The organism is Spirosoma soli (assembly GCF_042684525.1).
In the GTDB taxonomy this organism is placed as follows: Bacteria; Bacteroidota; Bacteroidia; order Cytophagales; family Spirosomataceae; genus Spirosoma; species Spirosoma soli.
In genome coordinates, this window is the sequence record NZ_JBHULN010000001.1 from 42,275 (window position 1) to 66,272 (window position 23,998).

At 52.5% G+C, this 23,998-nt stretch carries 14 protein-coding genes and 1 pseudogene; 9 read left to right on the forward strand and 6 right to left on the reverse strand.

The window, feature by feature from the left end:
* Window positions 1–42: 42 nt before the first annotated feature.
* The 3 genes from ACFSUS_RS00180 to ACFSUS_RS00190 form a co-directional block, all read right to left on the reverse strand.
* Window positions 43–3,342, reverse strand: coding sequence for a rhamnogalacturonan lyase family protein (locus tag ACFSUS_RS00180; protein WP_381517388.1), 3,300 nt, complete (start codon window positions 3,340–3,342; stop codon window positions 43–45).
* Between the two features lie 347 nt (window positions 3,343–3,689).
* The gene (locus tag ACFSUS_RS00185) at window positions 3,690–5,189 is read right to left on the reverse strand and encodes a RagB/SusD family nutrient uptake outer membrane protein (protein ID WP_381517391.1); all 1,500 of its coding nucleotides are present in this window, start codon (window positions 5,187–5,189) and stop codon (window positions 3,690–3,692) included.
* A gap of 14 nt (window positions 5,190–5,203) precedes the next feature.
* Window positions 5,204–8,395, reverse strand: coding sequence for a SusC/RagA family TonB-linked outer membrane protein (locus ACFSUS_RS00190; RefSeq protein ID WP_381517394.1), 3,192 nt, complete (start codon window positions 8,393–8,395; stop codon window positions 5,204–5,206).
* Window positions 8,396–8,969: 574 nt separating this feature from the next.
* On the opposite strand from ACFSUS_RS00190, the gene ACFSUS_RS00195 reads away from it, so the two are divergent.
* From ACFSUS_RS00195 to ACFSUS_RS00210, 4 genes are all read left to right on the forward strand, one after another.
* On the forward strand, window positions 8,970–9,548 hold the full coding sequence (locus tag ACFSUS_RS00195) for a hypothetical protein (protein WP_381517398.1): 579 nt from the start codon (window positions 8,970–8,972) through the stop codon (window positions 9,546–9,548).
* Between the two features lie 70 nt (window positions 9,549–9,618).
* Window positions 9,619–10,251: a leucine-rich repeat domain-containing protein gene (locus ACFSUS_RS00200; RefSeq protein WP_381517401.1), complete on the forward strand. Its 633-nt coding sequence runs from the start codon at window positions 9,619–9,621 to the stop codon at window positions 10,249–10,251.
* A gap of 56 nt (window positions 10,252–10,307) precedes the next feature.
* The gene (locus tag ACFSUS_RS00205) at window positions 10,308–10,826 is read left to right on the forward strand and encodes a phage tail protein (RefSeq protein WP_381517403.1); all 519 of its coding nucleotides are present in this window, start codon (window positions 10,308–10,310) and stop codon (window positions 10,824–10,826) included.
* Between the two features lie 151 nt (window positions 10,827–10,977).
* Window positions 10,978–17,238 carry a putative Ig domain-containing protein gene (locus tag ACFSUS_RS00210; protein ID WP_381517406.1) on the forward strand — a complete coding sequence of 2,087 codons (6,261 nt, stop codon included), beginning with the start codon at window positions 10,978–10,980 and terminating at the stop codon, window positions 17,236–17,238.
* A gap of 35 nt (window positions 17,239–17,273) precedes the next feature.
* Here the strand turns inward: ACFSUS_RS00210 and cysC are convergent, their stop codons facing one another.
* A complete protein-coding gene (gene cysC, locus ACFSUS_RS00215) occupies window positions 17,274–17,825 on the reverse strand; it encodes an adenylyl-sulfate kinase (RefSeq protein ID WP_381517408.1) in 552 nt (183 codons plus the stop codon).
* A gap of 29 nt (window positions 17,826–17,854) precedes the next feature.
* Between cysC and ACFSUS_RS00220 the strand changes: the two genes are divergently transcribed.
* Together ACFSUS_RS00220 and ACFSUS_RS00225 are read left to right on the forward strand one after the other, a co-directional pair.
* Window positions 17,855–18,571, forward strand: a complete 717-nt coding sequence (locus ACFSUS_RS00220) for an aspartyl/asparaginyl beta-hydroxylase domain-containing protein (protein WP_381517411.1) — start codon at window positions 17,855–17,857, stop codon at window positions 18,569–18,571.
* A gap of 9 nt (window positions 18,572–18,580) precedes the next feature.
* Window positions 18,581–19,564 carry a sulfotransferase gene (locus tag ACFSUS_RS00225; protein ID WP_381517414.1) on the forward strand — a complete coding sequence of 328 codons (984 nt, stop codon included), beginning with the start codon at window positions 18,581–18,583 and terminating at the stop codon, window positions 19,562–19,564.
* Here the strand turns inward: ACFSUS_RS00225 and rhaM are convergent.
* Both rhaM and ACFSUS_RS00235 read right to left on the reverse strand, forming a co-directional pair.
* Window positions 19,561–19,875 (reverse strand): L-rhamnose mutarotase, encoded by a 315-nt coding sequence (gene rhaM, locus ACFSUS_RS00230; RefSeq protein ID WP_381519133.1) that lies wholly within the window; start codon window positions 19,873–19,875, stop codon window positions 19,561–19,563. The genes ACFSUS_RS00225 and rhaM overlap by 4 nt on opposite strands.
* A gap of 55 nt (window positions 19,876–19,930) precedes the next feature.
* The gene (locus ACFSUS_RS00235) at window positions 19,931–21,463 is read right to left on the reverse strand and encodes an FG-GAP repeat domain-containing protein (protein ID WP_381517416.1); all 1,533 of its coding nucleotides are present in this window, start codon (window positions 21,461–21,463) and stop codon (window positions 19,931–19,933) included.
* A 78-nt stretch (window positions 21,464–21,541) separates the two neighbouring features.
* Between ACFSUS_RS00235 and ACFSUS_RS00240 the strand changes: the two genes are divergently transcribed.
* The 3 genes and pseudogenes from ACFSUS_RS00240 (at window position 21,542) to ACFSUS_RS00250 (ending at window position 23,861) form a co-directional block, all read left to right on the forward strand.
* On the forward strand, window positions 21,542–21,763 hold the full coding sequence (locus tag ACFSUS_RS00240) for a hypothetical protein (protein WP_381517419.1): 222 nt from the start codon (window positions 21,542–21,544) through the stop codon (window positions 21,761–21,763).
* A pseudogene (locus ACFSUS_RS00245) lies at window positions 21,760–22,164 on the forward strand (alpha-L-fucosidase). The gene ACFSUS_RS00240 and the pseudogene ACFSUS_RS00245 overlap by 4 nt, the downstream one beginning before the upstream one ends.
* 422 nt (window positions 22,165–22,586) lie before the next feature.
* The gene (locus ACFSUS_RS00250) at window positions 22,587–23,861 is read left to right on the forward strand and encodes an alpha/beta hydrolase-fold protein (protein WP_381517422.1); all 1,275 of its coding nucleotides are present in this window, start codon (window positions 22,587–22,589) and stop codon (window positions 23,859–23,861) included.
* The last annotated feature ends 137 nt before the right edge of the window (window positions 23,862–23,998 follow it).

Consider the following 23,998-nt stretch of genomic DNA (forward strand, 5'->3'; position numbering starts at 1 on the left):
GGACGTAACGCCCCAGGCCCGTTCTTACGTTACGAGATTCACTTACTGCTTGATCACTTTCAGAGTTTGCATTTGTCTGGCTGTGCTCACTTTCAGCAGATACAGGCCCGTTGCTCGCTGGCTAATGGGTAAGCGCTCCTGATGACGGTTCGTAAGCACTTCTACCGACCGGGTCACTACCGATTTGCCGTTCAGATCGGTCAGCAGCAACTGTACTGTCTGGCCCTGCGCGCCGTCGATGCCTACGGTGACCTCATCATGAACCGGATTGGGATAGACCGTTGCTTTCCACAAGCCGCTGGGTTCTTCGGCGGTCCGGATACCCTGACGGCCACCACTGTTCACGGTGATTTGGAACGTGGTTGACGCCGATAATCCACCCGGATCAGTCGCGGTTACCACAACCGGGAACGTACCCGTCTGCGTGGGCGTGCCGAAAATGAGCCGGGTCGCAGGGTTAAACTCCAAGCCCTGAGGCAGACCACCCACCGCAAACGTCAAACTGGCCCGGCTGTCTTCCTGGTCGGCAAAGGTGTACACAGGCAGTACGAATGAGTAGGATTGGTTCAATCCGGCCGTTTGGTCCGGTATCGTCGCCGTTACGTAGGGCCCGGTGTTCCCCGCCGGACAATTCGTGAGGGTAAAGTTCAGGCCGACTTCTACCCCATTCTGACGGGCTTTCAGTTCCAGCGTCTGTCCCTCCTGACGTAACCAGGGGTCAACGGTATGCGTTGGGTTGGTGGTCCAGTTGGTAAGACCAACCGCAAAATATTCGACCGCTGAACCGTTGCCCCCGCTCGTCCGGAAAGTTAGTTTACCAATAGCGCAGTCATAAACGGGTGCAAGCATGGCCAGTTGACCGCCCACGTTAGCTGGGTTAACGGTTAAGAGGAAGGTGGTGTTGCCCACTAACCCCGCGGGATCGGTTGCCGATAAGGTGAGCGTAAAGCTACCCGACTGGGTAGGCGTTCCGCTGATGATCCGGCTCGATTCGGCATAGGTCATGCCCTGTGGCAAACCAGTCAGGCTAAACCGCAGCGTTGATCGGTTGTCTTCCTGATCGGCAAACGTCGTGATGGGCGTCTCAAAAAGGAACGGCTGATTCTCGTTGGCGACCTGATTGGCAATCGGCAGATCGGCATAAGGCGCGGTATTTCCGGCCGGACAACTCGACAGTTTAAACGAGCGGGACACCTCTACCCCATTCTGACGGGCTTTTAGCTCCAGCGTCTGTCCCTCCTGACGTAGCCAGGGAGCAATGGTATAATTAGCATTGGTTGACCAGTTCGTTACGCCGACGGCAAAGTACTCCACCGCCGACCCGTCGCCCCCGCTGGTTCGGAAGATCAGCTTACCTGTGGCACAGTCATACGTAGGATCGAGCATTTCGAGCGGCCGGGTCACCAGCGCAATGTTGGGCTTCGGGGGAGCATTCATGCCAGTGCCGAGGTAGAAGCTCGGGTGCGGAGGCTGATTATATCCCACGTTTTGCCAGGCAATGGCCATACGATACTGCGGATCGTGCATCAGCGTGTAAATGCGTGGTACGTCGTCGGCCGTTGGCGTAGTGGTCGTGAAAATGATTAATTCCTGGTTGTTCGTGTTTCGCCAGATCACTTCTTCGCGCCAGTCGCCGAACAGGTCAGCGCTTAACGAAGGATTAGCTTTGGTACCATTGTTAGAAGCTCCTCCAAAGCCGGTTGCCTGTAATAGCCGGGTGGTGTTGCTGGACAGGTGGTTCCATTTGTCAATAACCGTCCCGTCGAGTAGTTCACGCATCAGATCACCGTCCCACCAGACGCCAAAATTGGTAGAGGATGGAGCATTGCTGATTCGTTCGCCGTTGGTGATTTTTTGTAATCCGTTTGAGCCACCCCAGACTTCGGCCCCCAAATAACGCGGGTCAATATCTGCTGCCATACCGCGACCCACATCCCGGCCTAGGTCTCCTTTGAAGACAATAGCACCGGTTCGGGCATTATACAAAGCGGTTCCGGCCGAATCGACGCCCGCAATGCGCACTTCATTTTCGTGAACGCCCCACACTTCCAGATCAGGGGTGCTGGGGTCCAAATCGCTGACATGGAAGGCATCGCCGTGCCGTAGTCCGGTGCTGAACAGCCCCTGTCCATTATCATCTACGACCATGGAGCCGTACACGATTTCATCTTTGCCGTCTTTATCAACATCAGCCACCGAAAGGCTATGATACCCCATGCCCGAGAATGGATTGGCCCGGTTTTGTGAATCAAACACCCAGCGCGATGTCAGTTGCCCACCCCGCCAATCCCAGGCCGCCAATACCGAGCGGCCGTAGTATCCGCGACACATCACCACGCTGGGTAGTTGCCCATCCAGATAGGCTACGGCGGCCAGGAAACGATCAGCCCGGTTGCCCGTAGCGTCTGAGTTACCATTACCGCCAACACCGCCCCATCCCCCCAGCGGATCACGGGATGGGATGTACGTTGTCGTAGCTAATTCAGCTCCCGTTTTACCGTCAAAAATGGTAAAGTACTCCGGTCCGGCCAGGATTTTACCAAATTTGGCATCTGAAGTTGCCGCTACCTGTTGCCCCAGCGGTGTAGCGTCATTCGCTACGGTCAATGAGCGGTAATCTTTAGTGGCGTCGCCAATGACTTTCCCTCTTCCGTCGACGGTTCCATCGGCCGTTTTACAGGCAATTTCAGCTTTACCATCACCATCCAGATCGGCCACCATGAACTGCGTATAATGGGCGCCCGACCGGATGTTGATGCCTAAATTGATCCGCCACAGGAACGTACCGTCCATTTTGTAGCCATCAATAATCGTGGGTCCCGACAGTCCGGCGGATGCGTTGTCACGCGAATTTGAGGGATCCCATTTCAGCACAATCTCGTACTCGCCATCGCCGTCCAGATCACCGACGGAGGCATCGTTGGCGTTGTACGTATAACTGCTGGCACCAGGTAGTCCGGCACCGGCAGTCCCTCCGGCCGGTCGTCGAATGGGCACCCGGAGGAAATTCTGGCTCCATACGTTAGCCGGTACGGAAGCGGGTTGCTCAGCGCCGTTGATCACCGGCTTTACGCTGTACTGACCATTTTCGCTCGTCTGGTCGATGTAGTTGGTCGAACTGGTAATCGGCGTTGCGTTCAGCTTCGTCGCGCCCCGGTACACGTTGAACGCGACGTTCTCAGGATCGGTACCCAGCAACCGCCAGCCCACGTAGACCTGACTAGGACTGGTGCGTACGGCGACGACACCACGGCCGAGCATCTCCATCTTTCGCTGGGCATGCAGCGTTCCGGTAAAGGCCAGCAAACCGGTCAATAGACAGTAAAGGAATTGTTTTTTCATAGAAGAGTTAGGAAAAGGTATAAGATTATGACTTCGCGCCTGGTAGAAACGGACGTTGGAATAGATTTTCTGTGTTTTCCATTGGGAGTAAGTACCTATATTCAGATCAATAAAGCACTGATGAGTTAATGCAACCGGTTACGCATACACCAGGAATAGCATTAAATACATGCCAAATTTGACTTCAACAAGACAACCATCCCTCCCGTACCCTCCTGTTACTCTATCTTTATTATCGTTTCTTTTGAAGCAAGAATGGCAGAAACCCGGTTGACCGGGTTTCTGCCATTCCTTGAGTTTTTGTGATATATCAACAGAAACGCTCAACACACACTTACTATTCAGGACTAATACCCCGCGTTCTGTGTATATAATCCCGGTTTAACGTCCAGTTCTGTTTGGGGAATCGGGTACAGAATGTAATCTTTCTGAAACGGCAGCATTCGTTTCTGCACATCGTCGGCCGCGATCCAGGCGGGAATAATTGTCGTGATTTGACCGCTTCGGACTAAATCGTGCCAGCGCAATCCCTCGGCGGCAAATTCTTTTCGGCGTTCCTGCAACAGCTGATCGAACGTTACGTTCGTGAACGCAGGAACCTTAGCCCGGGCCCGAACCTGATTCACAATGGCGTCAACGTCGGCCTGGGTACCGCCCGTCTTGCCCCGCAGGATACACTCGGCTTTCAGCATCAACACGTCAGTGTAGCGGTACACAATGAAGTTGATGGGCCAGTCAACCCGGTTAGCGGGGACTTTGGTCAGGTCAACGTACTTCTTGAAGAACGACTGCGTCTCTGCTACGCCGTTAAACGTATACCCTGTTTGAATGGAAAAGGCTTTACGAATGTCGGCGGCTTCGTAAGACTTGAGCAGGTCATTCGACACTGGGCGAATACTAAGTCCTCCCTGTACCGGTTTCCCATTGGCCTGAAACCAGGTGTCGGGGGCCAGCAGCCAGGCAAACGTACTACCCACCACCGGACTCAGCCCCGTTGCGTATTGTACGTCAAAAATAACCTCGGCGTTGTTCTCATTCGTGTACGAGAAAATATCGCTGTAGTTGGGCAAAACCGAAAACTTGCCGCTCGCAATGATCTCGTTTAATAGCGTCAGGGCCTTATCCCATTCATTCAGCCCCAGGCCCGGCCCTTCAATATCGTAGGTTGGTCCCGAACGCGTCATGTGCACCAGCGCCAGAGCCGTCTTAGCCGCCCATCTGGTGGCTCGTCCCCGGTCAGCGGCTGCGTACGTATCGGGTAAATTAGTAGCCGCGAACTCCAGATCCGACTGGATGAATGTGTATACATCGGCCAGGGGACTCCGCGGAATAGTCAGCGCCTGACTCGCCACTACCGGCCTATCGATCACCGGCACTTTACCGAACCAGCGTACCAGATCAAAGTAGAAGAACGCCCGCAGAAACCGGGCCTCTGCTTCTAGCCGGGTACGTAATCCGGCGGTCGTAATGATGGCACCATTCGTTTTTAATTGGTCGAGCAACACGTTGGCCCGGTAGATGCCATTGAAATTAGTCGCCCAGGCCTCTGTTACGTATGGATTGCTCGCGATGGTTTTCTGAAAACTGTTAATGCCCTCCCAGTCGCGCACACCACCATCAGAAACGGCATACAGGTTATCGGATCGGGTTTCTGACAAATTCAATTGTCGGTCAGGATACGTACGTAGGTCACTGTAAACCGCATTGACCGCCTGAATAAAATCGTTCGGCTGCGAGTAAAACGTGCTCGTGGTAGCGGCCGATATAGGCACCTGATTCAGGTCGTCCGAACAGGATACCAACAGCAGCGGCAACGCTATGCAAAGAAAGAGACTACTTTTTTTCATGACTAGGGTAAGGATCAAAACGTCAGGTTGAGGCCAAAAACAAGGGAACGTGGTAAAGGAAGCCCGCCATAATCGCCCGGTTCGGGAAATGTGCTACTACCGCTCAGATCAGTGTTGCTGGCTTCGGGGTTGAAGCCGCCTTTGTACTTGTCGAACCCGAAGAAGTTTTCGGCCGTCACGTAAACACGCGCTCCCTGAATCTGCTTTACTTTAATCAGGCTACCCAAATCGTAGCCCAGCGTGATGTTCCGTACCCGAACGTAATCAGACGGATATAACCAGTCGGTATTTTTGATCCGGCCGAAAGTTGAATACGCTTTACCAACCTCGCCAGCACCGGGGTTGTCCGGCGAGCGCCACCGATCTCGGAAGAAGCCGAGCGCATTGTCGGTGAAGCCTTGTCCGGTACGGCCGAGGGCCCGACCCAGCAACGAGTAAATGGAACCACCATTCTGCCCCTGCACCAGCACACTCAGATCAAAACCCTTGTAACGGATATTATTGGTGATGCCCCAGATGTAGTTCGGGTTTGGATGGCCCACGATCACCCGGTCGTTGGCATCAATCACGCCGTCGCCGTTCGCGTCGAAATACTTCGGATCGCCCACCGTTTGAGAACCATAGAGAGCCGCCTTGCTGTCGATGTCCTGCTGGGAAAGAATGCCCACCTGCTTCACCACATAGATGCTATACAGCGGCTCGCCCACCCGAAGAATTGAATGCGAAATATCGAAGGATGACGGAATCAGAATCTGCTGCTGACCACCGGCTAAGGCTACCACTTTATTAGCGTTATGGCTAAAATTGACCGACGTGTTCCATTTAACCTCGCCAGTCGTGTTGCGGGTGTTCAGCTCAACCTCCCAGCCGGTGTTCCGAACGCTACCCGCGTTGCTCAACGTCGATCCGAAGCCGGTTGCGCCCGGAATGGGTACGTTCAGCAGCAGGGCTGTGTTGAGCTTGTTGTAATAATCGAACGACGCGCTGATGCGGCTGTTCAGGACGGTTACGTCGAAACCGACATCAAACGTTTCCGATTTTTCCCAGGTCAGATCTGGGTTGACAATGCCACCGGGTGCCTGACCGATACCCGCTACGCCGTTGAACGTGTAGTTGTAATTGGCCAGGGTGGGCAGGCTGCTATAATCGCCGATGTTGTAGTTTCCTGACTTACCCCAGCTGGCCCGCAATTTCAGATCGTTGATCAGGTTAATGCTTTTCAGGAAGGGTTCTTCCGACAAGCGCCAGCCCACCGAAGCCGATGGGAAAAGTCCCCATTTGGTGTTGGCTCCAAACCGCGACGAGCCGTCCCGACGTAAGCTGGCCGACAGTAGATATTTGTTCGCGTAGCTGTACTGCACCCGCCCGAAATACGACAAGAGTACGTTCAGCGTCTCGGTCGTATTGCCCGTTAAGGCGTTAGCCGCGTTGAGCGTCGTGATAACGTTACTGCTGAAGCCACCGTTGGAACTCATGTTGGCCGCTTCGAACTTGTCGCTGTTGTACGACAGACCGGCCAGCAACGCCAGATCGTGTTTATCCTGAATGACGGTTGAATAAGACAGCGTATTTTCATTGACAAACGTCCGTCGGCGGTAGGTATTATACGTACCCGAGGTCAGCGTTGTGAGTTGAGCCTGTCGGGTGGGCAACGTACCCGCGATGCTATATGGTACGTATGTCTTGGCACTGTTATCGGTATTATCGAGGTTGACGGTTGTTTTAAAGAACAGCCCTTTGGCCAGTTGATACTCACCGTACAACGAACCCAGCGTCCGGAACCGTTTGGTTTGACCAATGGTGTATTGCAAACGCCCAATCGGGCTGCTGGGCGATACGCTCCACCGGTATTGGCCATTGTTGCCGACATTCGGATACAAGCCCATCGTATCTTCCTGCACCGGCGTAAAGCTCACTAACTGGTGCAGGATGTTGTCCTTACCCTCTACCCCTGGATCGTTGTTGATTGAGTAGGTAGGGGATAAATTAACGCCTAGTTTCAGGTTTTTGCCCGCGTTTACCTCCACATTGGCGCGGGCCGAGTACGCGGTGTAATCGGTATTAATCACCATGCCCTGCTGCCGAACGTAATTGCCCGACACGTAGTACTTCACAAATTCATTACCGCCAGTAGCCGAGAGCTGGTGGTTTTGTACCAGACCTTTGCGAAAGGCTTCGTCCTGCCAGTCGTGATACCGCAGGCCCGGATGCCCCGGCTGCGCCCAGCGATCATCGGTCATAAAATTGGTATTGACCTGTCCCACCGGCAAGCCCAGAATGACCCGGCGCTGTTCGTTGGTTTGCGTTGCCGTCCGGTTCGGTCCTGAAGCCACCCACTGCGCGTTGATCATCTCGGTGGCCCGGTCAACCCACTCATCGGCGCTGAGCATATCCAGCTTACGGGTCCGTTCCATAAAACCGGCGTAGGTATTCAGCGTGATGCGCGCCTTGCCCGACTGACCGCGTTTGGTCGTAATGAGCACCACACCATTGGCCGCTCGGGAACCGTAAATGGCAGCCGCTGCCGCATCTTTCAGTACCTGTACCGACTCGATATCGTTAGGGTTAAGGTTGTCCAATGGGTTACCAGACCCAAAGTTGCCTGACCCGTTGGGAGACGCCGTTGACAGCGGAAAGCCATCGATAACGTATAGAGGTTCGTTACCGGCCGTAATCGAGCCAGAACCCCGCACCTGCACACTAAAGCCTTTGCCTAAGCCACCGCTCGTCTGCCGCACTTGTACGCCGGCGAGCTGGCCCACCAGCGCCTGATCGACCCGCAGGATGGGCCGCTGCTCAATGTTTTTCGCATCGAACGACGCAACAGCTCCCGTCACGTCGGCTTTACGGGCGGTACCGTAGCCAATCACAACGACCTCATTCAACGAGCGGTTATCCGGCGATAATTTCACCGAAATAGTCGATTGATTACCAACGGGTACTTCCTGGGTTATGTAGCCAATAAATGAGAAGGTCAACGTGGGTGGGTTTGTCCCACCCGCTAACCGCAGTGTATAATCCCCGTTGGCGTCGGTGACGGCCCCAGTCGTGGCACCTTTTTGTACTACGTTCACTCCCGGTAGTCCTTCGTTATTCTCCGAAGACGTCACTTTGCCGGTAATGACCTGGCCGTAGGCTATGGTAGTTAATAGGAAGAATATAGCCGGAATTCTAAAAATACCAGCCATGCTATATAATTGTGGCATAAGAGAACCAGATTAAAATGGTATTATATAAACCACAATTATACTTATAACAAGTTACACTACCCTCCCGTACTCACCTGCAAAGCACAATTATTTCAAAATTTCGGTCAGTAAACACTATTGCTGATAAGGTTGACTTTGTAGTACCTATTTATTCATTTAAGGCATTAGTGATCCTGACCACAATTAAACAATTGGTAGGATGATGTTAGTCTTTTTGACGATTTATAACTGCTATACTTTAAAGATGACATCTAAGTAAATCAATAGCTTGTAACTAAACTTATTATTACAATTACAAACATTGCACTCACGCATTAGACCTTTATAGTAGCATTGAACCAACAACTTATCACTAATTTATAAACATATAAGTATACTTATATAATTAGTTGTAAATTAACATACTACTTACCGAAATGTGTCTTTATCGTAAATTTTGGATATATGTTGTACCGCTTACTAAATTTAACAACCTACTGCCTATATCTTTTTCTAGCATTGCATAGCCACATTTATAGTTCAAGAATTATAAAGTGTAATTCCACCTTCCTTTTATGTAACTATTCTACTCATGAACCGTCGTTTATTCGTTGGTCGATGCACTGCCGGGTTAGCCCTTGGCATAGTGCCAATTTCCCTTACTCTCGGCGCTTCTTCATCGTCAGCTAACCAAGAAGAAACACCTCCTCTTAATGAAGCAGCTATCTTAATCCAAAAAGGGGCTCTTGGAACGTCTCAACGCCTGACGTTTACACACATTTACAGCCCTGAACGCACTTCACTAGCGACCTTGCTAGCCAGGGGTCCGCAGGATCTTGCCTTAATTAGCAAGCTAACTAATGTCGACCTGGCCATTGATCCTGCGCTTTTCCTCGCCAACACATGTTCAGCCAGCCACGGCTCTCCTTCAGTCCGGCTGGATACAGCAGATTTGACTATAACCTGGCAAGCACTCGCTCGGGTTGGTGGTCAGGCCAGCGCCCCCACAGTAAGCACGTTGCGCATTATGGGTAGCCAGGGCATTTTGCTGCTTGATACGAATGATCTGGGTTACAGATTGATTGATTTTCGGGGACGAGTAATTCAAGCCGAGAGCCAGTCGACGTTGGCCACTCGTATCGTTACGCGTCGACATGTCTTTGGTGCATAAGTAGGCTTTTGTTTACGAGAAAAGCTTTTGCAGTGTCACTTCAAACCAATTCAACCTTCCTACTAATTTCATGACAATTGAACCAGCTTCTTCTGTTAAACCGTGTCCACCAATAGCTGATACGCACGCTAAACGCTTGAAATGGTGGATGGAACTGGAACCTCAATGGCGAGCCGCATTCCAATTTGCTTTCTTTGGGCATAGTAATCAGCCAAGCTACGAAGACCTGGAAGCACTGTGGCAAACCCCAACGCTACGCTTTGCTGGCCCCACGGCGCCTTACGCAAACATGAGCTTTGAATTAACTAATTGCTCAGGATTAAAAGGTATGAGCAATCTGGAAGCCCTGATGATCATGCATCATAAGCTTTCGTCAATCAGCGAGGTAGCCGACATGACTCATCTTAAAACGCTCTTTGTGAATAACAATGCGATTGAGAGCTTAGAGGGCATTGAGAAGCTGAAAAAACTAGAACAGCTGTTTGTTCAGGTTAATAATATCATCTCACTTGAACCGATACGCGACTTAACCAATCTTCGGCAGCTCTACGTCAGCCTCAATCCGCTGAAAAGTTTGAATGGACTTACCCAAAAACACACCAAAGCCCTAAAGGCCTTTTTCTGCCTGCCTAACGACAACCTAACAGATCGGGAAATTATGCGGGTAGAACGTACCGTTGGCATTCGATGCCGATCACTTTAAGCACACAATAGCATTTCATACGTCAACCATACATTCACCCAAACACCTTATTTATCATGGAAGGATACATTGCCGAAGTAAGACTTTTCGCCGGAAACTTTGCCCCTCGCGGTTGGGCTTTTTGCCAGGGGCAAATAATGAGCATTGCCCAAAATACAGCCTTGTTTTCTCTACTTGGAACGACGTATGGCGGCAACGGACAAACCACCTATGCCTTACCGGATCTACGCGGCCGGGTAGCCGTAGGGCCCGGACAAGGCCCTGGCCTTCCTGCTGTTAACCTGGGCCAAGTGGCCGGCGCACCTACTCATACCCTAATTATAACAGAAATACCGGCTCATAATCACCCTCTAAATGGTGTCACTGAACCAGGGGATGTTGCCTCTCCAGCGGGTGCTTATCTGGCCGGTACAGGGGGCTTAGATCCAGAGTATCGAGCCTCAGGCACGTTAGTGGGTATGGCTCCCCAATCAATTGGCATAGCGGGTGGTAGCCAACCCCACAACAACATGCAACCCTACCTGGGGCTCAACTACATCATTTGCATGGAAGGCATTTACCCATCACGCAACTAAAGCACGTTACGCCAGGCTTTCGTTTGCGGAAGCCTGGCGTAACAGATCAATTTGATAAACCACTCTTTGGTTTCGCGGTAACCAACGGTGTTTACCATCAAAGTTCTAACCACATAAACCATTACTATTTCAACCTTTACTCGTTCTACACATGAATCACTTTTCCTATAGACCTGCACCGGACAAGCTTCTCTGGTCGGCTAGCTGGTTAGGCCAGTTACGCTGGGGGGTCGTATTATTACTTATCACGCTCAGCGTTCGAGTTAATGCACAAACCGCCCCTGCTTCTATCACAGTTACAGGAGGTTGCCTTGGAGGAACATACGTACTGAATAAGTTCGCCGATCCTTATGAAAACACTAATCGGCCAGCTTATCGAGGAATAGGCGCATTCACGCTAACACCACAGTCAGGTTCGCCAACAACGTATTCCAATGAAACTGTTGACGTCTATTATGTGCCTTCAGCCTCTAAATGGGTACTCTCAACAGGGGGGCTTATAGCGCTCTCAAACGCGTCAACGTCCGCACAACCTCCTACGACAGGTTGGGTAACGGAAACCAATGCTCAATTTGGCAATTGTAATCAAACGACTCCCTTCAATGCCGCCACGGGCACTGCCAGTGTGACCCCAACCGTTGTTGCTGCCGTTTGCGTAGGTTCTCCGGTTAGTTTCACTGCTACATCCACGAACCTAACATCGCCCGTTAGTTATACATGGAGCAGTAGCCCCGCGGGATTTTCCGGTTCTGGTAATGTATTCACCCAGAATGCGCCAAATGTTGGTTCGCAGACAACATTTACAGTTAGCGTTACAGCCATCGCTTCTGGCGGGGCTCAGCGAGCAATAGCCAGTGCTAGTGTGACTGTAAAGCCTGCACCAACGATAACCGTTGGAGTCGGGTCTAACCCTACCTCTTGTGGTGGTACAAACGGTAGTATCGCTTTTACGACCGCCAACTTGCCTGATGGATCTTACTCGCTGAGTTACACGGGAACGGGGACTCCTAAAAACGTTACTGTCAGCGGTAACGCATTTACGTTAACAGGCCTTCCGGCGGGCAACTACAGCAACTTTTCGGTTACTAACAACGGTTGTACTGGATCTGTTGCTACGACTAGAACGTTGAGTGACCCACCCGCTCCGATCCTGACAGTAGGCGCGGCTACGAGTACGTCTACCTGCGGAGCCGCCAATGGTAGCATCGCTTTCACAACAGCCAACTTAGGTAATGGTAATTATACACTTAATTACACCGGCCCATCCGGTGCAAGTTCTAAAACCGTTACCGTAGCTAGTAACGCCTTTTCGCTGACAGGCCTGTCAGCGGGTAGTTACAGTAACTTCTCGATCACCAACAACGGCTGCACCGGATCAGCCGCTACAGCCAGAACCGTGTCTGACCCTGCTCAGCCCATCGCCAGCGTTAGTGCCAACCAGACCCTGTGCACCGGAACCAGTGCCACCTTGTCCGCTACCGCTACCAACGGTACGGGCGTTTGGAGTGTGTTGAGCGGCCCCTCGACAGCTTCGGCTCAGTTCAACAACACCGCTTCGGCTTCGGCCAGCTTCACCCCCGCCGGTGGCGCAGGCACCTACACCCTGCTCTGGACGGTGACCAGCGGCAACTGCACACCGGCAACAGCGGACGTAACGGTGACGGTTAACCTGCAGCCCACCCTCACCCTGGGCGCCGGTGTCAACCCCGCCAGTTGCGGAGGCAACAGTGGTAGCATCGCGTTCACCACCAACCTACCCGACGGGCTGTACTCGCTGACCTACACCGGCACAGGTAGCCCTAAAACGGTCACCGTGAACAGTGGAACCTTCTCGCTAACGGGTTTATCAGCGAGCAGCTACAGCAACTTCGCCATCAGCAATAACGGCTGTACCGGCTCGACTGCTACGTCTAGAACGCTGAGCGATCCTCCGACTCCAACTTTGACGGTAGGCAGTGCAACTAACCCCACCAGTTGTAGCGGAACCAACGGTAACATCGCCTTTACGACGACAAACCTGCCTGATGGTCCTTATTCATTGAGCTATACTGGTGCAGGAAGTCCTAAAACGATTACGGTAAGCGGTAACGCTTTCTCGCTAACGGGTTTATCAGCGGGCAGCTACAGCAACTTCGCCATCACCAACAACGGCTGTACCGGCTCGGCGGCAACAAGCAGAACCCTGAGCGATCCTGCCGCTCCGACCCTAACGCTGGGCGCCAGTGTCAACCCAACGACCTGTGGAGGAGCGGAGGGCAGTATCGCCTTCACGACCGCCAACCTACCCGATGGCCCTTACTCGCTAAGCTACACCGGCACCGGTAATCCCAAAACTATTACCGTAAGCGGTAATGCCTTCTCGCTGACGGGTCTGACAGCGGGTACTTATAGCAACTTCTCGATCAGCAACAACGGTTGTCTAGGTTCAGTCGCTACGTCGAGAACCTTGAGCGGTCCTTTACAACCGACTCTAACGGTGGCCAATACGGCTAATCCGTCTACCTGCGGAGCCGCCGATGGCAGCATTGGCTTTACTACCAACTTGCCGAACGGCCCTTACTCACTGACCTACACCGGTGCAGGTAGTCCTAAAACGATTACTGTGACAGGTGGCGCTTTCTCACTAACTGGGTTATCAGCGGGTATCTATAGTAGCTTTTCCATCACCAGCAACGGCTGTGTGGGATCAACTCCTACGTCAACAACGCTGTCTGACCCGGCCCAGCCTATCGCCAGCGTCGGTGCGAACCAAAGTTTGTGTACTGGAACCACCGCCACCCTTTCAGCTACCGCTACCAACGGTACAGGTGTGTGGAGCGTGGTGAGCGGCCCCTCAACAGCCTCCTCCCAGTTCAGTAACACCGCTTCGGCTTCGGCTAGCTTCACCCCAGCGGGTGGTGCAGGCACCTACACCCTGCGCTGGACCGTGACCAGCGGTAACTGCACACCGGCCACAGCGGAGCTAACCGTTACGGTCAATCTCCAACCTACGCTGACCTTGGGGACCCCTGTTAGCCCTGCCACTTGCGGGGGCGCTACAGGGAGCATCGCTTTCACCACTAACCTGCCCGATGGTCCGTACTCGCTAAGTTACACCGGCGCGGGCAGTCCCAGGACGGTCACTGTGAGTGGTGGAGCCTTCACCCTGGCAGGCCTGACGGCAGGCAGCTACAGCAACTTCGCCATCAGTAACAACGGTTGTACCGGATCAGTCGCTACGTCTAGAACCCTGAGCGATCCAGCAGCTCCTACTTTAACGCTCGGCGCTAGTGTTAACCCAACCACCTGCGGGGGAGCGGAGGGCAGCATCGCCTTCACCACCACCAACCTGCCTGATGGACCTTACTCGTTGACCTACACCGGGACGGGTAGTCCTAAGATCATTACCGTAAGCAGTAATGCCTTCTCGCTGACGGGGCTGGCAGCAGGTACTTACAGCAACTTCGCCATCAGCAACAACGGTTGTATCGGATCAGTCGCTACGGCTAGAACCTTGAGTGATCCTTTACAACCAACTCTGACGGTGGGCAGTGCAACTAACCCCACTACGTGCGGAGCCAGCAATGGTAGCATTGCCTTCACGACCACCAACCTACCCGACGGGCCCTACTCGCTAACCTATACAGGGGCCGATAGCCCTAAGGTCGTGTCGATCATCGGTGGGGCTTTTAGCCTGACGGGTTTAGTGGCGGGCAGCTACAGCAACTTCGCCATTGGCAACAATGGTTGTGTGGGCTCAGCCGCTACGACCCGGCTCCTGAGCGATCCAGGCCCTGTGCTGACGGTGGGCAGCTCAACCGATCCCACTACGTGCGGAGCCAGCAACGGCGGCATCGCCTTCACCGTTACCAACCTACCCGACGGGCCGTACTCACTAACCTATTCGGGAGCCGGTAGTCCACAAACGGTGACCGTGAGCAGTGGGGCCTTTAGCCTGACAGGTCTGCCCGCGGGCAGCTACAGTAATTTCGCCATTGGCAACAACGGCTGCATCGGTTCGGCTGCCACGACCCGACTCCTGAGCGATCCAGGACCGACCCTAACAGTCGGCAGTGCAACTAACCCCACTACGTGCGGAGCCAGCACTGGTAGCATTGCCTTCACGACCACCAACCTACCCGACGGGCCCTACTCGCTAACCTATACAGGGGCTGGTAGTCCCAAGGTCGTGACGGTCATTAGTGGAGCCTTCTCGTTGACGGGTTTAGTAGCGGGCAGTTATAGCAACTTCGCCATTGGCAACAATGGTTGTGTGGGCTCAGCCGCTACGACCCGACTCCTGAGCGATCCGGCGGCACCAATGGCTGGCTTGATAAACAATGGGCCCTTCTCCTGCACCACTGTCAGCATAACCTTGACAGCTTCGGGCGGAGTGAGTTATGCGTTTAGCAGCGGAGCCGCTCAAATTGGGGGTAGCATAGGAAGCACGGCCACGGTGACGAGTGCCGGTACTTACTCAGTCATTGTGACGGGCGCTAACGGCTGTACGGCCTCGGCCAGCACGACCGTCGGCGGTAGCAACGATGTGCCCCCCTCCCCAGATCTGAGCAGTCGCACGGTTAGCCAGAACTCGGGCGATCTGACATTAACGGCTACCAATTGCTCGGGGACACTCAACTGGACAGGGCCAGCCAGTACCAGTGGCACAGGCTCCATTGTGGTTCCAACCAGTACTGTGGGCAGCTTTATTTACTCGGCGACTTGTGTGCTAGGGGCTTGTAGCAGTACGCCAACCAATTTCACAATAACGGTAACGCCTGCTGGTAATCAGCCGCTCCAATTAGTAACGCCTTTGTACAACTGCCGCACGGGTAGTATAACGTTCCAGACGCTTGGAGGAAACGGCTCGTTAATTGAGTACCGAGCCGTGGGAGTTACCGACTGGTCACCCAATCCAAGTCAAACGGTCGATGCTGCACTCCGCGCCGATGTGAACAGCAGTGGTTTGCTACAGTTGATGGCCCGCCAAAACGGCACGGTCGTTATGCTGGACTTCGATTTCCGGGCATTCTGCGCGGGTAGCAATGGCAATCAACCACCCCAGGTCATGGTGCCCATTGCCAATCAGCAGGCGACCCAGGGCAGCGGGTTCAGCTTCACTATCCCAGCCGGTACGTTCACGGACCCAGAAAACCAGACATTGACGCTAAGCGTACAGGGTTTACCGAGTGGTTTGACGTTCACTGGCGGAAACACCATCAGTGGTACACCAACCCAATCAGGTACCTTCCCCTTGTTACTGACCGCTACCGATCCGGGAGGCTTATCGGCGAACACCACTTTCCAATTGATAGTGGCGCCTTCGGGTGCTGTTCAACCGTTGGTGCTGATTGAGCCGCTATACAATTGCCAGACGGGTGCCATTACCTTCCGCACAACGGGGGGGGATGGATCACTAATTGAATACCGGGCGGTGGGCGTTACTGACTGGTCACCCAATCCAAGTCAAACGGTCGATGCAGCCTTACGGGAAGATTTGGGTAGCTCGTCAGTACTAACCTTGATGGCCCGCCAGAACGGCGTGATGGTAACCCTGGCGTTTGATTTCCGGGCCTTCTGCCAGAACGTACCGATCAACAACTTACCGCCGGTGTTCCATGGTCCATTAGCCAGCCAGCTGGGCACGCAGGGACAGGCGTTTAGCTACCAGATTCCGCAGGCCGCTTTCAGTGATCCTGAAAATGGACTACTCACCTATGCCGCGACCGGATTGCCCGCTGGCCTGAGCTTTACGGCTGGCAGTCGAACCATCAGCGGAACACCCACCCAGGCGGGTAGCTTTACAGTTACTATTACCGCCACCGACCCTCAGAACGCAAGTATAAGCGGTCAGATGGTGCTGGTTATCGAGCCAACCGGCACCGGTCCGCTGCCGCTCCAGCTTGTGACTCCACTGTATAACTGTCAGACGGGGGCGATTACGTTCCAGACAACCGGGGGTGATGGTTCACTGATCGAGTTTAGAGCCGTTGGGGTAACTGATTGGTCGGCTAGTCCTAATCACACAGTCGACGCGCCTTTACGTCAGGATCTCAACAGTTCGCCGGTACTTACTTTGATGGCTCGCCAAAACGGCACGATCGTTATGCTGAACTTTGATTTCCGGGCGTTCTGCGCTCAGGGTGGCCGGCTAATCGCGAAAGATAGCGAACGCCAGCCTTTACAGGTAACAGTACTGGGCAATCCGGTAGTCGGTGAGCAGGTTGAGGTTGACATCAAAGGTGCTCAGGGGCAACCCCTGCAACTGGTATTGACCGATACCAAAGGGCATTCGATAACCGACAAGTCTGTTCCGGTAGCTACTGGCCACGAACTTCACACACTGAAAATCGGACGCTCAGTCGGTGGACTGCTGTTACTGCGGGTGAGCACACCAACCCAACAGCAGGTGATTAAGGTAGTCGTTCGTTAGTTTGCAGCTACCTACGGTGACGACTCCACAGCGCATCAGATCTGATACGCTGTGGAGTCGCTTTTTAACCAGTTCAGGATGGCGTTCAGCAGCTTTTGTTCACTGATTGCTTCGGTTTCCAGGCTTGTGTTGATGAGCAGATCGGGAGAGGCAGGACGTTCATAGGGGTCATTAACGCCCGTTAGGTTTGTGATTTTGTCGGCATGGTCTTCGGGTAATAACGCCCGGGCGTACAATCCTTTGGTATCGCGTTGCATTAGTGTCGGAAGGTCGCAGTCAACAAATACCACTTTAGACGTTGGCATCATGGCTTTCAGTTCAGCCCGGATGTGCTCGTACGGGTTAATGGCCGCCAGAATCACAACCAAACCGTGGTGCGTCATACGTTGGCCGATGAACCCCAGACGCCGGATGTTCTCCTGTCGGTCCAGGGCCGAAAACGTCAATTCAGGCCAGAGTCGCTGTCGGTATTGGTCGCCGTCGAGGACTTCAACCCCATAGCCGAGATTGGTTAATTGACTGGAGACTCGTCTCGATAAGGTGGTTTTCCCGGCTCCCGACAAGCCCGTAAGCTGAACAAATAGCATAAACGCTCAGGCATTAATTTACACATCAAATGAATACTAATTTTTTCAGATTGCCTTTCACTTTTGATGAAGAAGCGCTAGCCAAAGACCTGGCTACGTGCCAACGATTGCATTGGCAGCAGCACTTCAACCAAAAAGATTATTCGGGTACCTGGACCAGTATTTCGCTCCGATCGGCGACCGGGCGGGCTGAAGACATTTACGCGCATTCAGCCAATAATACGTTTACAGATACATCTCTGTTGGCTGAGTGCAGCTACTTTCGGTACATCTGCGACCAATTTCTGTGCGAAAAAGAGGCCATCCGATTACTTTCTTTAGCGCCGGGCAGCCGCATTAATGAACATACGGACCCAGGAACGGGCTATCCACACGGGATGTTTCGCGTTCACATTCCGATACAGACCGTTGAAGCGGTTCGTTTCCGGGTAGCGGGCGTCGATCTACCGATGCGCGCTGGCGAGTGCTGGTACGCTAATTTTCACCTCCCCCACAGTGTACAAAATGACGGCCTGCTTGAGCGGGTTCATCTGGTCATCGACTGCCAACGTAACAGCTGGTCCGACGAGATTTTTCGGCAGGCGGGCTACGACTTTACCGAAGAGGCCCGAGCACTTGACCATAGCCCCGAGACCAAGCGCCAGATGCTTGCCGAGCTGTCGCGATTAGACTCCGACGCGGCCCGGACGTTGATCATTCAACTCAAACAGGAGCTTGGTGAAGTCGTCAAAAGTAAACGTTCGTAACGTCCAGCTATGTCAATCGACACTCAACCTCATCCCCTTCGTCACTGGATCCCTTACAAACTAATCCCCGATAATCCGCAGCCGAGCTTACGGTGGTTATACCTGGGGGATCAAAAGTTTGACAGTCCATTTTTTGATGATACTCAGCGACGGTGTTTAAGCCATCCTTATAATTCAAATCCGATAGCGGTTACAAGCTCACTGGATGGTCTGGTCGAGATGGCCCAGACGGTTCCTTCGGTGGCACCATCGGCGTTCATTTTCCATGTGTCTCGTTGCGGATCAACGTTATTGTCGCAGCTCTTGAGCCTGAATGAACGGCATATTGTCTTGCCAGAAGTACCTTTATTGGATACTCTGCTACGTCTGCCAACCCATGCCGAAGGCGTGTCTGTTCACCAGCGGGAACAAGCCTTCCAGGCAGTGCTGCAACTCCTGAGCCAGAAACGAACCGGCCAGGAAACCCACGTTTTCGTCAAAACTGACAGCTGGCATATTCTTGCTTATAGCACCCTCCGTCGTCTGTACCCAACTACTCCGTTTATTCTGTTGTATCGCTCACCCGATGCTGTCGTTCGGTCGCAGCGCAACCACCGTGGCATGCAGGCGGTTCCGGGGGTAATTGCGCCCGAGTTATTTGGCTTTACGTCCGCCCAACTCACGGGTATGGATTTAGATGTTTACATGGCGAATGTGCTGGAACGCTATTTTGAAACGTTTTTGAGCGTGGCCACGCAAGACAAAAATTGCTTGCTGGTTAACTATCATGAAGATGGCATGGTCATGATGCACCCGTTGATTGATTTCCTTGGCTTAACGCTTACGCCAACGGAATACACGGCTATGCAACAACGTTGCGGCTATCACGGCAAACACCCTAACCAAATATTCCGCGAGGAACTCGTAGAGCAAACCCCTCCTGACTACCTGCAACCAGCCCTCGCCTTGTATCGACAACTCGAAGTCAAAAGAAAGTGGACTGAGGCTGCTTAATCGGCGTGAAAGACCAGTTCCAGCGGCTGTACGACCGGCGAGTTGTCGGGGTTGGTATCCATCAGGTCAGCCATGTAGGCCCACCACTTCTGCATAATGGGCAAGGTCGGCAAGTTGTCAGCTCTGTGGTCGTCTACGCGTTTCTGAACGGCGAACAATGTACCGCTGGATCGGTCGAGGTAAATAGAGTAATCCCGGATGCCCGCTTCAGTCAGGGCTTCGGACAAGTCCGGCCAGATTTCATCGTGACGGCGTTTGTACTCAGCTTCAACGCCCGGTTTGAGTTTCATCGTGAAGGCTACTTCCTGCATAAATGAGATGCGATTTACTCCTATAAGCATGAACGAAAGCCATTTTACCCGATCTTCAGGGACGACGACGATTGATTAATACGACCAGTTTGTAGTCGACAGTATTCCACTGTTGCTGCAAGGCGGGTGGTACCGCCACAGGCGAAAATGAAAACTGCCCGAGTAGTAAATCCAGGTCACCATCCTGGTCGACATCGGCTTTTTCCAGCGTGAGCGACTTAACCGGCACGGGCGTATCGAGCGTGAATGGCGTAAAGCGGAATTTCGGCGGATTCGTGTTTTCCAGATACACAAAACTTTCCGAGGCCAGCCGGGTGAGTTCAGGGAAAAACGCCGAGATGGCAAAATCAATATCGCCGTCCTGATCGAAGTCGTCGGCCTGGACACGCGTGGCCCCGTACAGCGGATAGAAAAAGGCTTCGGTATATACCTGATTTTTACCACCAAGCAATAGCCGTAGACCGTGAAAGCTTTTCAGGGAATACGAATAATCGGCATTGTCGCCATGCACAACCGCTAGATCGTCGATGCCGTCTTTGTTGTAGTCGAGTATTACAAAATCGCTGGTACCGTACTCCGGCTCAAACTGGAGGACCTTTTCGGGGCGGAACGTTAGATCTCCGATTTGGTAAAATATATAAATGGCTTCTTCGTTCTGGGCAAACAAGGCAATAATGTCTTTCCGACCATCTTTGTTCATGTCCCGCACGTAACACTTCACCGCTCCCGGTATGTTTAGAAGTGTCTGTTCCTGATAAGCGCGCTGGTTTGGTTGTTTGACGTAAAGCGATAATGAGCCCGATCGATGGCCATAATTAGCCGTAAGTATCTCCTCTACGCCATCATCGTTCAGGTCAGCCGTCAGCGAACATACAGGACGATGGTTCCCCGTTTGCAGGGCGTTGAGGCTATCACCGACCAATGCATAGATCGATCCTTTTGCCAACTCCGACGGCAGGAGCGTACCGATTTCGGTCAGTAGTGAACGCCCATCATTCACTTCAATATCAACGACCGTACCGGATAAGTCATAATTATGAGTCAACCCCTTGGTCCAGTTCCAGCGGTAAAGTTTCTCGGGCTCGGCAACCCACAATTCATGCCGGGTGGTATCGTACGCAATGGCCGTCACTTTAGCTCCGCTTGTTTTGCCGAGTGACACGTATTTGGTATTAAACAGGCTCAGTTTGTGGTTTCGTTGCAAGCGAGCGGAGTCTATACGGCTCGTCGTGGGGGCGTTCTCAACGTAATAATCGACGATTTTTTGCCAGACGTCATCGGTTACTACGGGTGTAGTGGGATAGATGTTCTGAGTGGTCAGAAGCGCTACTTCGTCCTCGCTCAGGTTGCGGTAGGGGTCATACTCCATGTACCGAATCCCGAGGTAGCTGGCCATTACAGGCAACACATTGACTTGCCAGGTATATTTGGTCAGGCTCTTGGGGTTAGGTGCCACATGACACGAACCACAATACTGCTCCGCTAACCGCGCGCCTTCGTTCGGATCGACTCGCCGGAATGATGACAGAAAGACCGCCAGGAACGAAGCAAAAATCAGTGCAGTGAGCACTCGTTGCGGTACAATCATCGATTAGATTACAGGTTGAGTACAACCATCCGGACGTGGCAGTTGAATCTCCCAAACTTACGAAAAACGACTAAGTCTATGGCTAATTATAAGTCAGCTGTACTCCTGATGATGAAAGCCGTTTTAACCGGTAATCGTATTTATTCAGGGGGAAAGGTAATAGCCGAAGGCGTAATGACGAAAGCTGGCGTTTATCGTGCCGGTGTTGTGTTTGTTTTTTATAGCTTGCGCGGCTATGCCGTTACCCTGCGCGGTCTAAGTAGATATGAGTCTTTAACGATCGACCAACTACATCAATGAATCTTCGATTTTTGTTCTTCGGCATCCTATTGACAATCAGCCAATCTGTTGCGCAATCAAGACTTTCTCAGGACCAGCGGCTTCAATGGTGGCTGGATAGTCGCCTGGGTCTATTTGTGCATTGGGGTCCGGTGGCCCGTATCGGTCAGGAAATAAGCTGGTTGCGGCAGGGCTACGGACCAAGCCGGTACGACTCGCTTTATTTAAACTTCAACCCTACCCGCTTCAACGCCCGCGAATGAGTCAGGCTGGCCAAAGCCAATGGTTTCAAAACCATCGTGCTGACGGCCAAGCACCACGATGGTTTTTGTCTATGGGACACCAAAACAACCACCTACAATATTATGTCCTCGCCTAGAGTCAACTGTGGTGCAAGCTTTACGCATATTCTTCAAAGCTGACCCATAGGCCGTACTCCTCTACGTATGCAGTACTGAAAATGATCAGGAACGAATTAGAAGCCGTTTGTTTGGGCAATGGTTCGCTCGCCACCAGGCAGGATTTGAGAAGTTTAATTTCAATTACCCTGAATAACGCTTATGCATGTCGGCTATCGTTCGGCGAGACCTGCCAGAAGGTTGGCTGGTTGAGCTGTCAATTTTGCAGGCTGTTGAACAGAATAAGTAATAGCTTCTTGTATGGTCAGTTTGGTAAGGCGCACTTAGTTAACCCCTATCTTCCTGCTCCGGAGGTACTCTGTTTTCAATAAGTATGGATAATAACGAATGTTTCTTTGTCTTACGGAGGAGCGTTTAGGGAGAATCCTAACTTTGGTTTGCTCTAAAGATCCTGTTTTAATAGTTAACCACTCTTTTTGCGGATTATGAGAATCACGCGCTGGCATCCAATCCTACTATCGGTGTTTGTTACCGTATCCTATTTGGCACAAGCTCAAAACAACAACATCGTTATTGGCCACATCGACAGTATTTCCTCAAAAATTCTCAACGAGAAACGTAAAATCTGGGTACATATCCCCGATAGCGACCAAAACGGGGTGTATGCCAAACGACGTTACCCGGTGGTTTATCTGCTGGATGGAACCAGCCACTTTTCGTCGGTGGTGGGCATGATTGACCAACTCAGTACCGTCAATGGCAACACGATTTGCCCGGAAATGATCGTGGTGGGGATTCCCAATACCAATCGGCAACGGGATCTGACACCCACACCGGGGGGCGGAATGATTCCGTCGGCGGCCGACAGTACAAGACGCAAGAACTCGGGCGGAGGGGAGACATTCACCGCATTCATCGAACACGAGCTGATTCCCTACATTGACTCGCTGTATCCCACGGAGCCCTACAGAGTATTCATCGGGCATTCGCTGGGTGGGCTGCTGGTCATCAACACGCTCATTCATCACTCCAACCTGTTTAACGCCTACGTGGCCATTGACCCGAGTATGTGGTGGGCTGATCAAAAGCTGCTCAATACCGCGAAGCAGGTCATCGCCAGCCAGCAATATGGGGGAAAAGCCTTATTTTTGGGAATTGCCAATACGATGGAGTCGGCGATGGATACCTTACGGGTACAGGCCGATACGAGTGGTGCTACCAGACATATTCGCTCCATCTTAGCCCTGAACCGTTTACTGAAGATCAATAGACAAACCGGGTTACGCTACCAAGGGAAATACTACGATCTCGAAGACCATAGCTCCGTGCCACTCATCACAGCATACGACGCACTCCATTTCATTTTTGATGCCTACACATTAAAGCTGACCGACCAGGACTATGAGGAAGATAATACCCAATTAGCCGATAAACTGACAACCCATTTTACTACCGCCAGCAGGCAGCTGGGCTATCCTGTGAAGCCCCCGGAAAGTTTAGTCAATGAACTGGGCCAGTATATGGTCTCCCAGAAGAAGTTTAAAAAAGCCGAAAGTCTATTCAAACTCAATGTGGCCAATTACCCAGCCAGTTTCAACGCCTATGATGCGTATGGGGATTACTTTGTGGCCAAGAAAGACACCATGAGTGCCATAGCCAATTTCCAGAAATCTCTTTCGCTGAAAGAAACGCCCGCAACGCGGAAAAAGCTGAGGGCTCTTTTAGGTCGGACCACCCCGGAGCCAACAAGGAAGAACTAATCCTTAAACGCCACGCTGATTCGTCGGGGCGGTAGTTTTCCCTTTCCCCGCGTAGCTACCCCTAAGCACTAGGCGTTACCCATGCGGCCAAAATATCCTGTGACTCCAAAAAGTGCTATTGTAAACGCCCAAGTTAA

Coding starts and splice junctions, on each gene's coding strand:
- ACFSUS_RS00200 (WP_381517401.1), top strand. CDS start 9,619: ATGACAATTGAACCAGCTTCTTCTGTTAAACCGTGTCCACCAATAGCT.
- ACFSUS_RS00210 (WP_381517406.1), top strand. CDS start 10,978: ATGAATCACTTTTCCTATAGACCTGCACCGGACAAGCTTCTCTGGTCG.
- ACFSUS_RS00180 (WP_381517388.1), bottom strand. CDS start 3,342: ATGAAAAAACAATTCCTTTACTGTCTATTGACCGGTTTGCTGGCCTTT.
- ACFSUS_RS00220 (WP_381517411.1), top strand. CDS start 17,855: ATGAATACTAATTTTTTCAGATTGCCTTTCACTTTTGATGAAGAAGCG.
- cysC (WP_381517408.1), bottom strand. CDS start 17,825: ATGCTATTTGTTCAGCTTACGGGCTTGTCGGGAGCCGGGAAAACCACC.
- ACFSUS_RS00225 (WP_381517414.1), top strand. CDS start 18,581: ATGTCAATCGACACTCAACCTCATCCCCTTCGTCACTGGATCCCTTAC.
- ACFSUS_RS00190 (WP_381517394.1), bottom strand. CDS start 8,395: ATGCCACAATTATATAGCATGGCTGGTATTTTTAGAATTCCGGCTATA.
- ACFSUS_RS00235 (WP_381517416.1), bottom strand. CDS start 21,463: ATGATTGTACCGCAACGAGTGCTCACTGCACTGATTTTTGCTTCGTTC.
- rhaM (WP_381519133.1), bottom strand. CDS start 19,875: ATGCAGGAAGTAGCCTTCACGATGAAACTCAAACCGGGCGTTGAAGCT.
- ACFSUS_RS00195 (WP_381517398.1), top strand. CDS start 8,970: ATGAACCGTCGTTTATTCGTTGGTCGATGCACTGCCGGGTTAGCCCTT.
- ACFSUS_RS00250 (WP_381517422.1), top strand. CDS start 22,587: ATGAGAATCACGCGCTGGCATCCAATCCTACTATCGGTGTTTGTTACC.
- ACFSUS_RS00205 (WP_381517403.1), top strand. CDS start 10,308: ATGGAAGGATACATTGCCGAAGTAAGACTTTTCGCCGGAAACTTTGCC.
- ACFSUS_RS00185 (WP_381517391.1), bottom strand. CDS start 5,189: ATGAAAAAAAGTAGTCTCTTTCTTTGCATAGCGTTGCCGCTGCTGTTG.
- ACFSUS_RS00240 (WP_381517419.1), top strand. CDS start 21,542: ATGGCTAATTATAAGTCAGCTGTACTCCTGATGATGAAAGCCGTTTTA.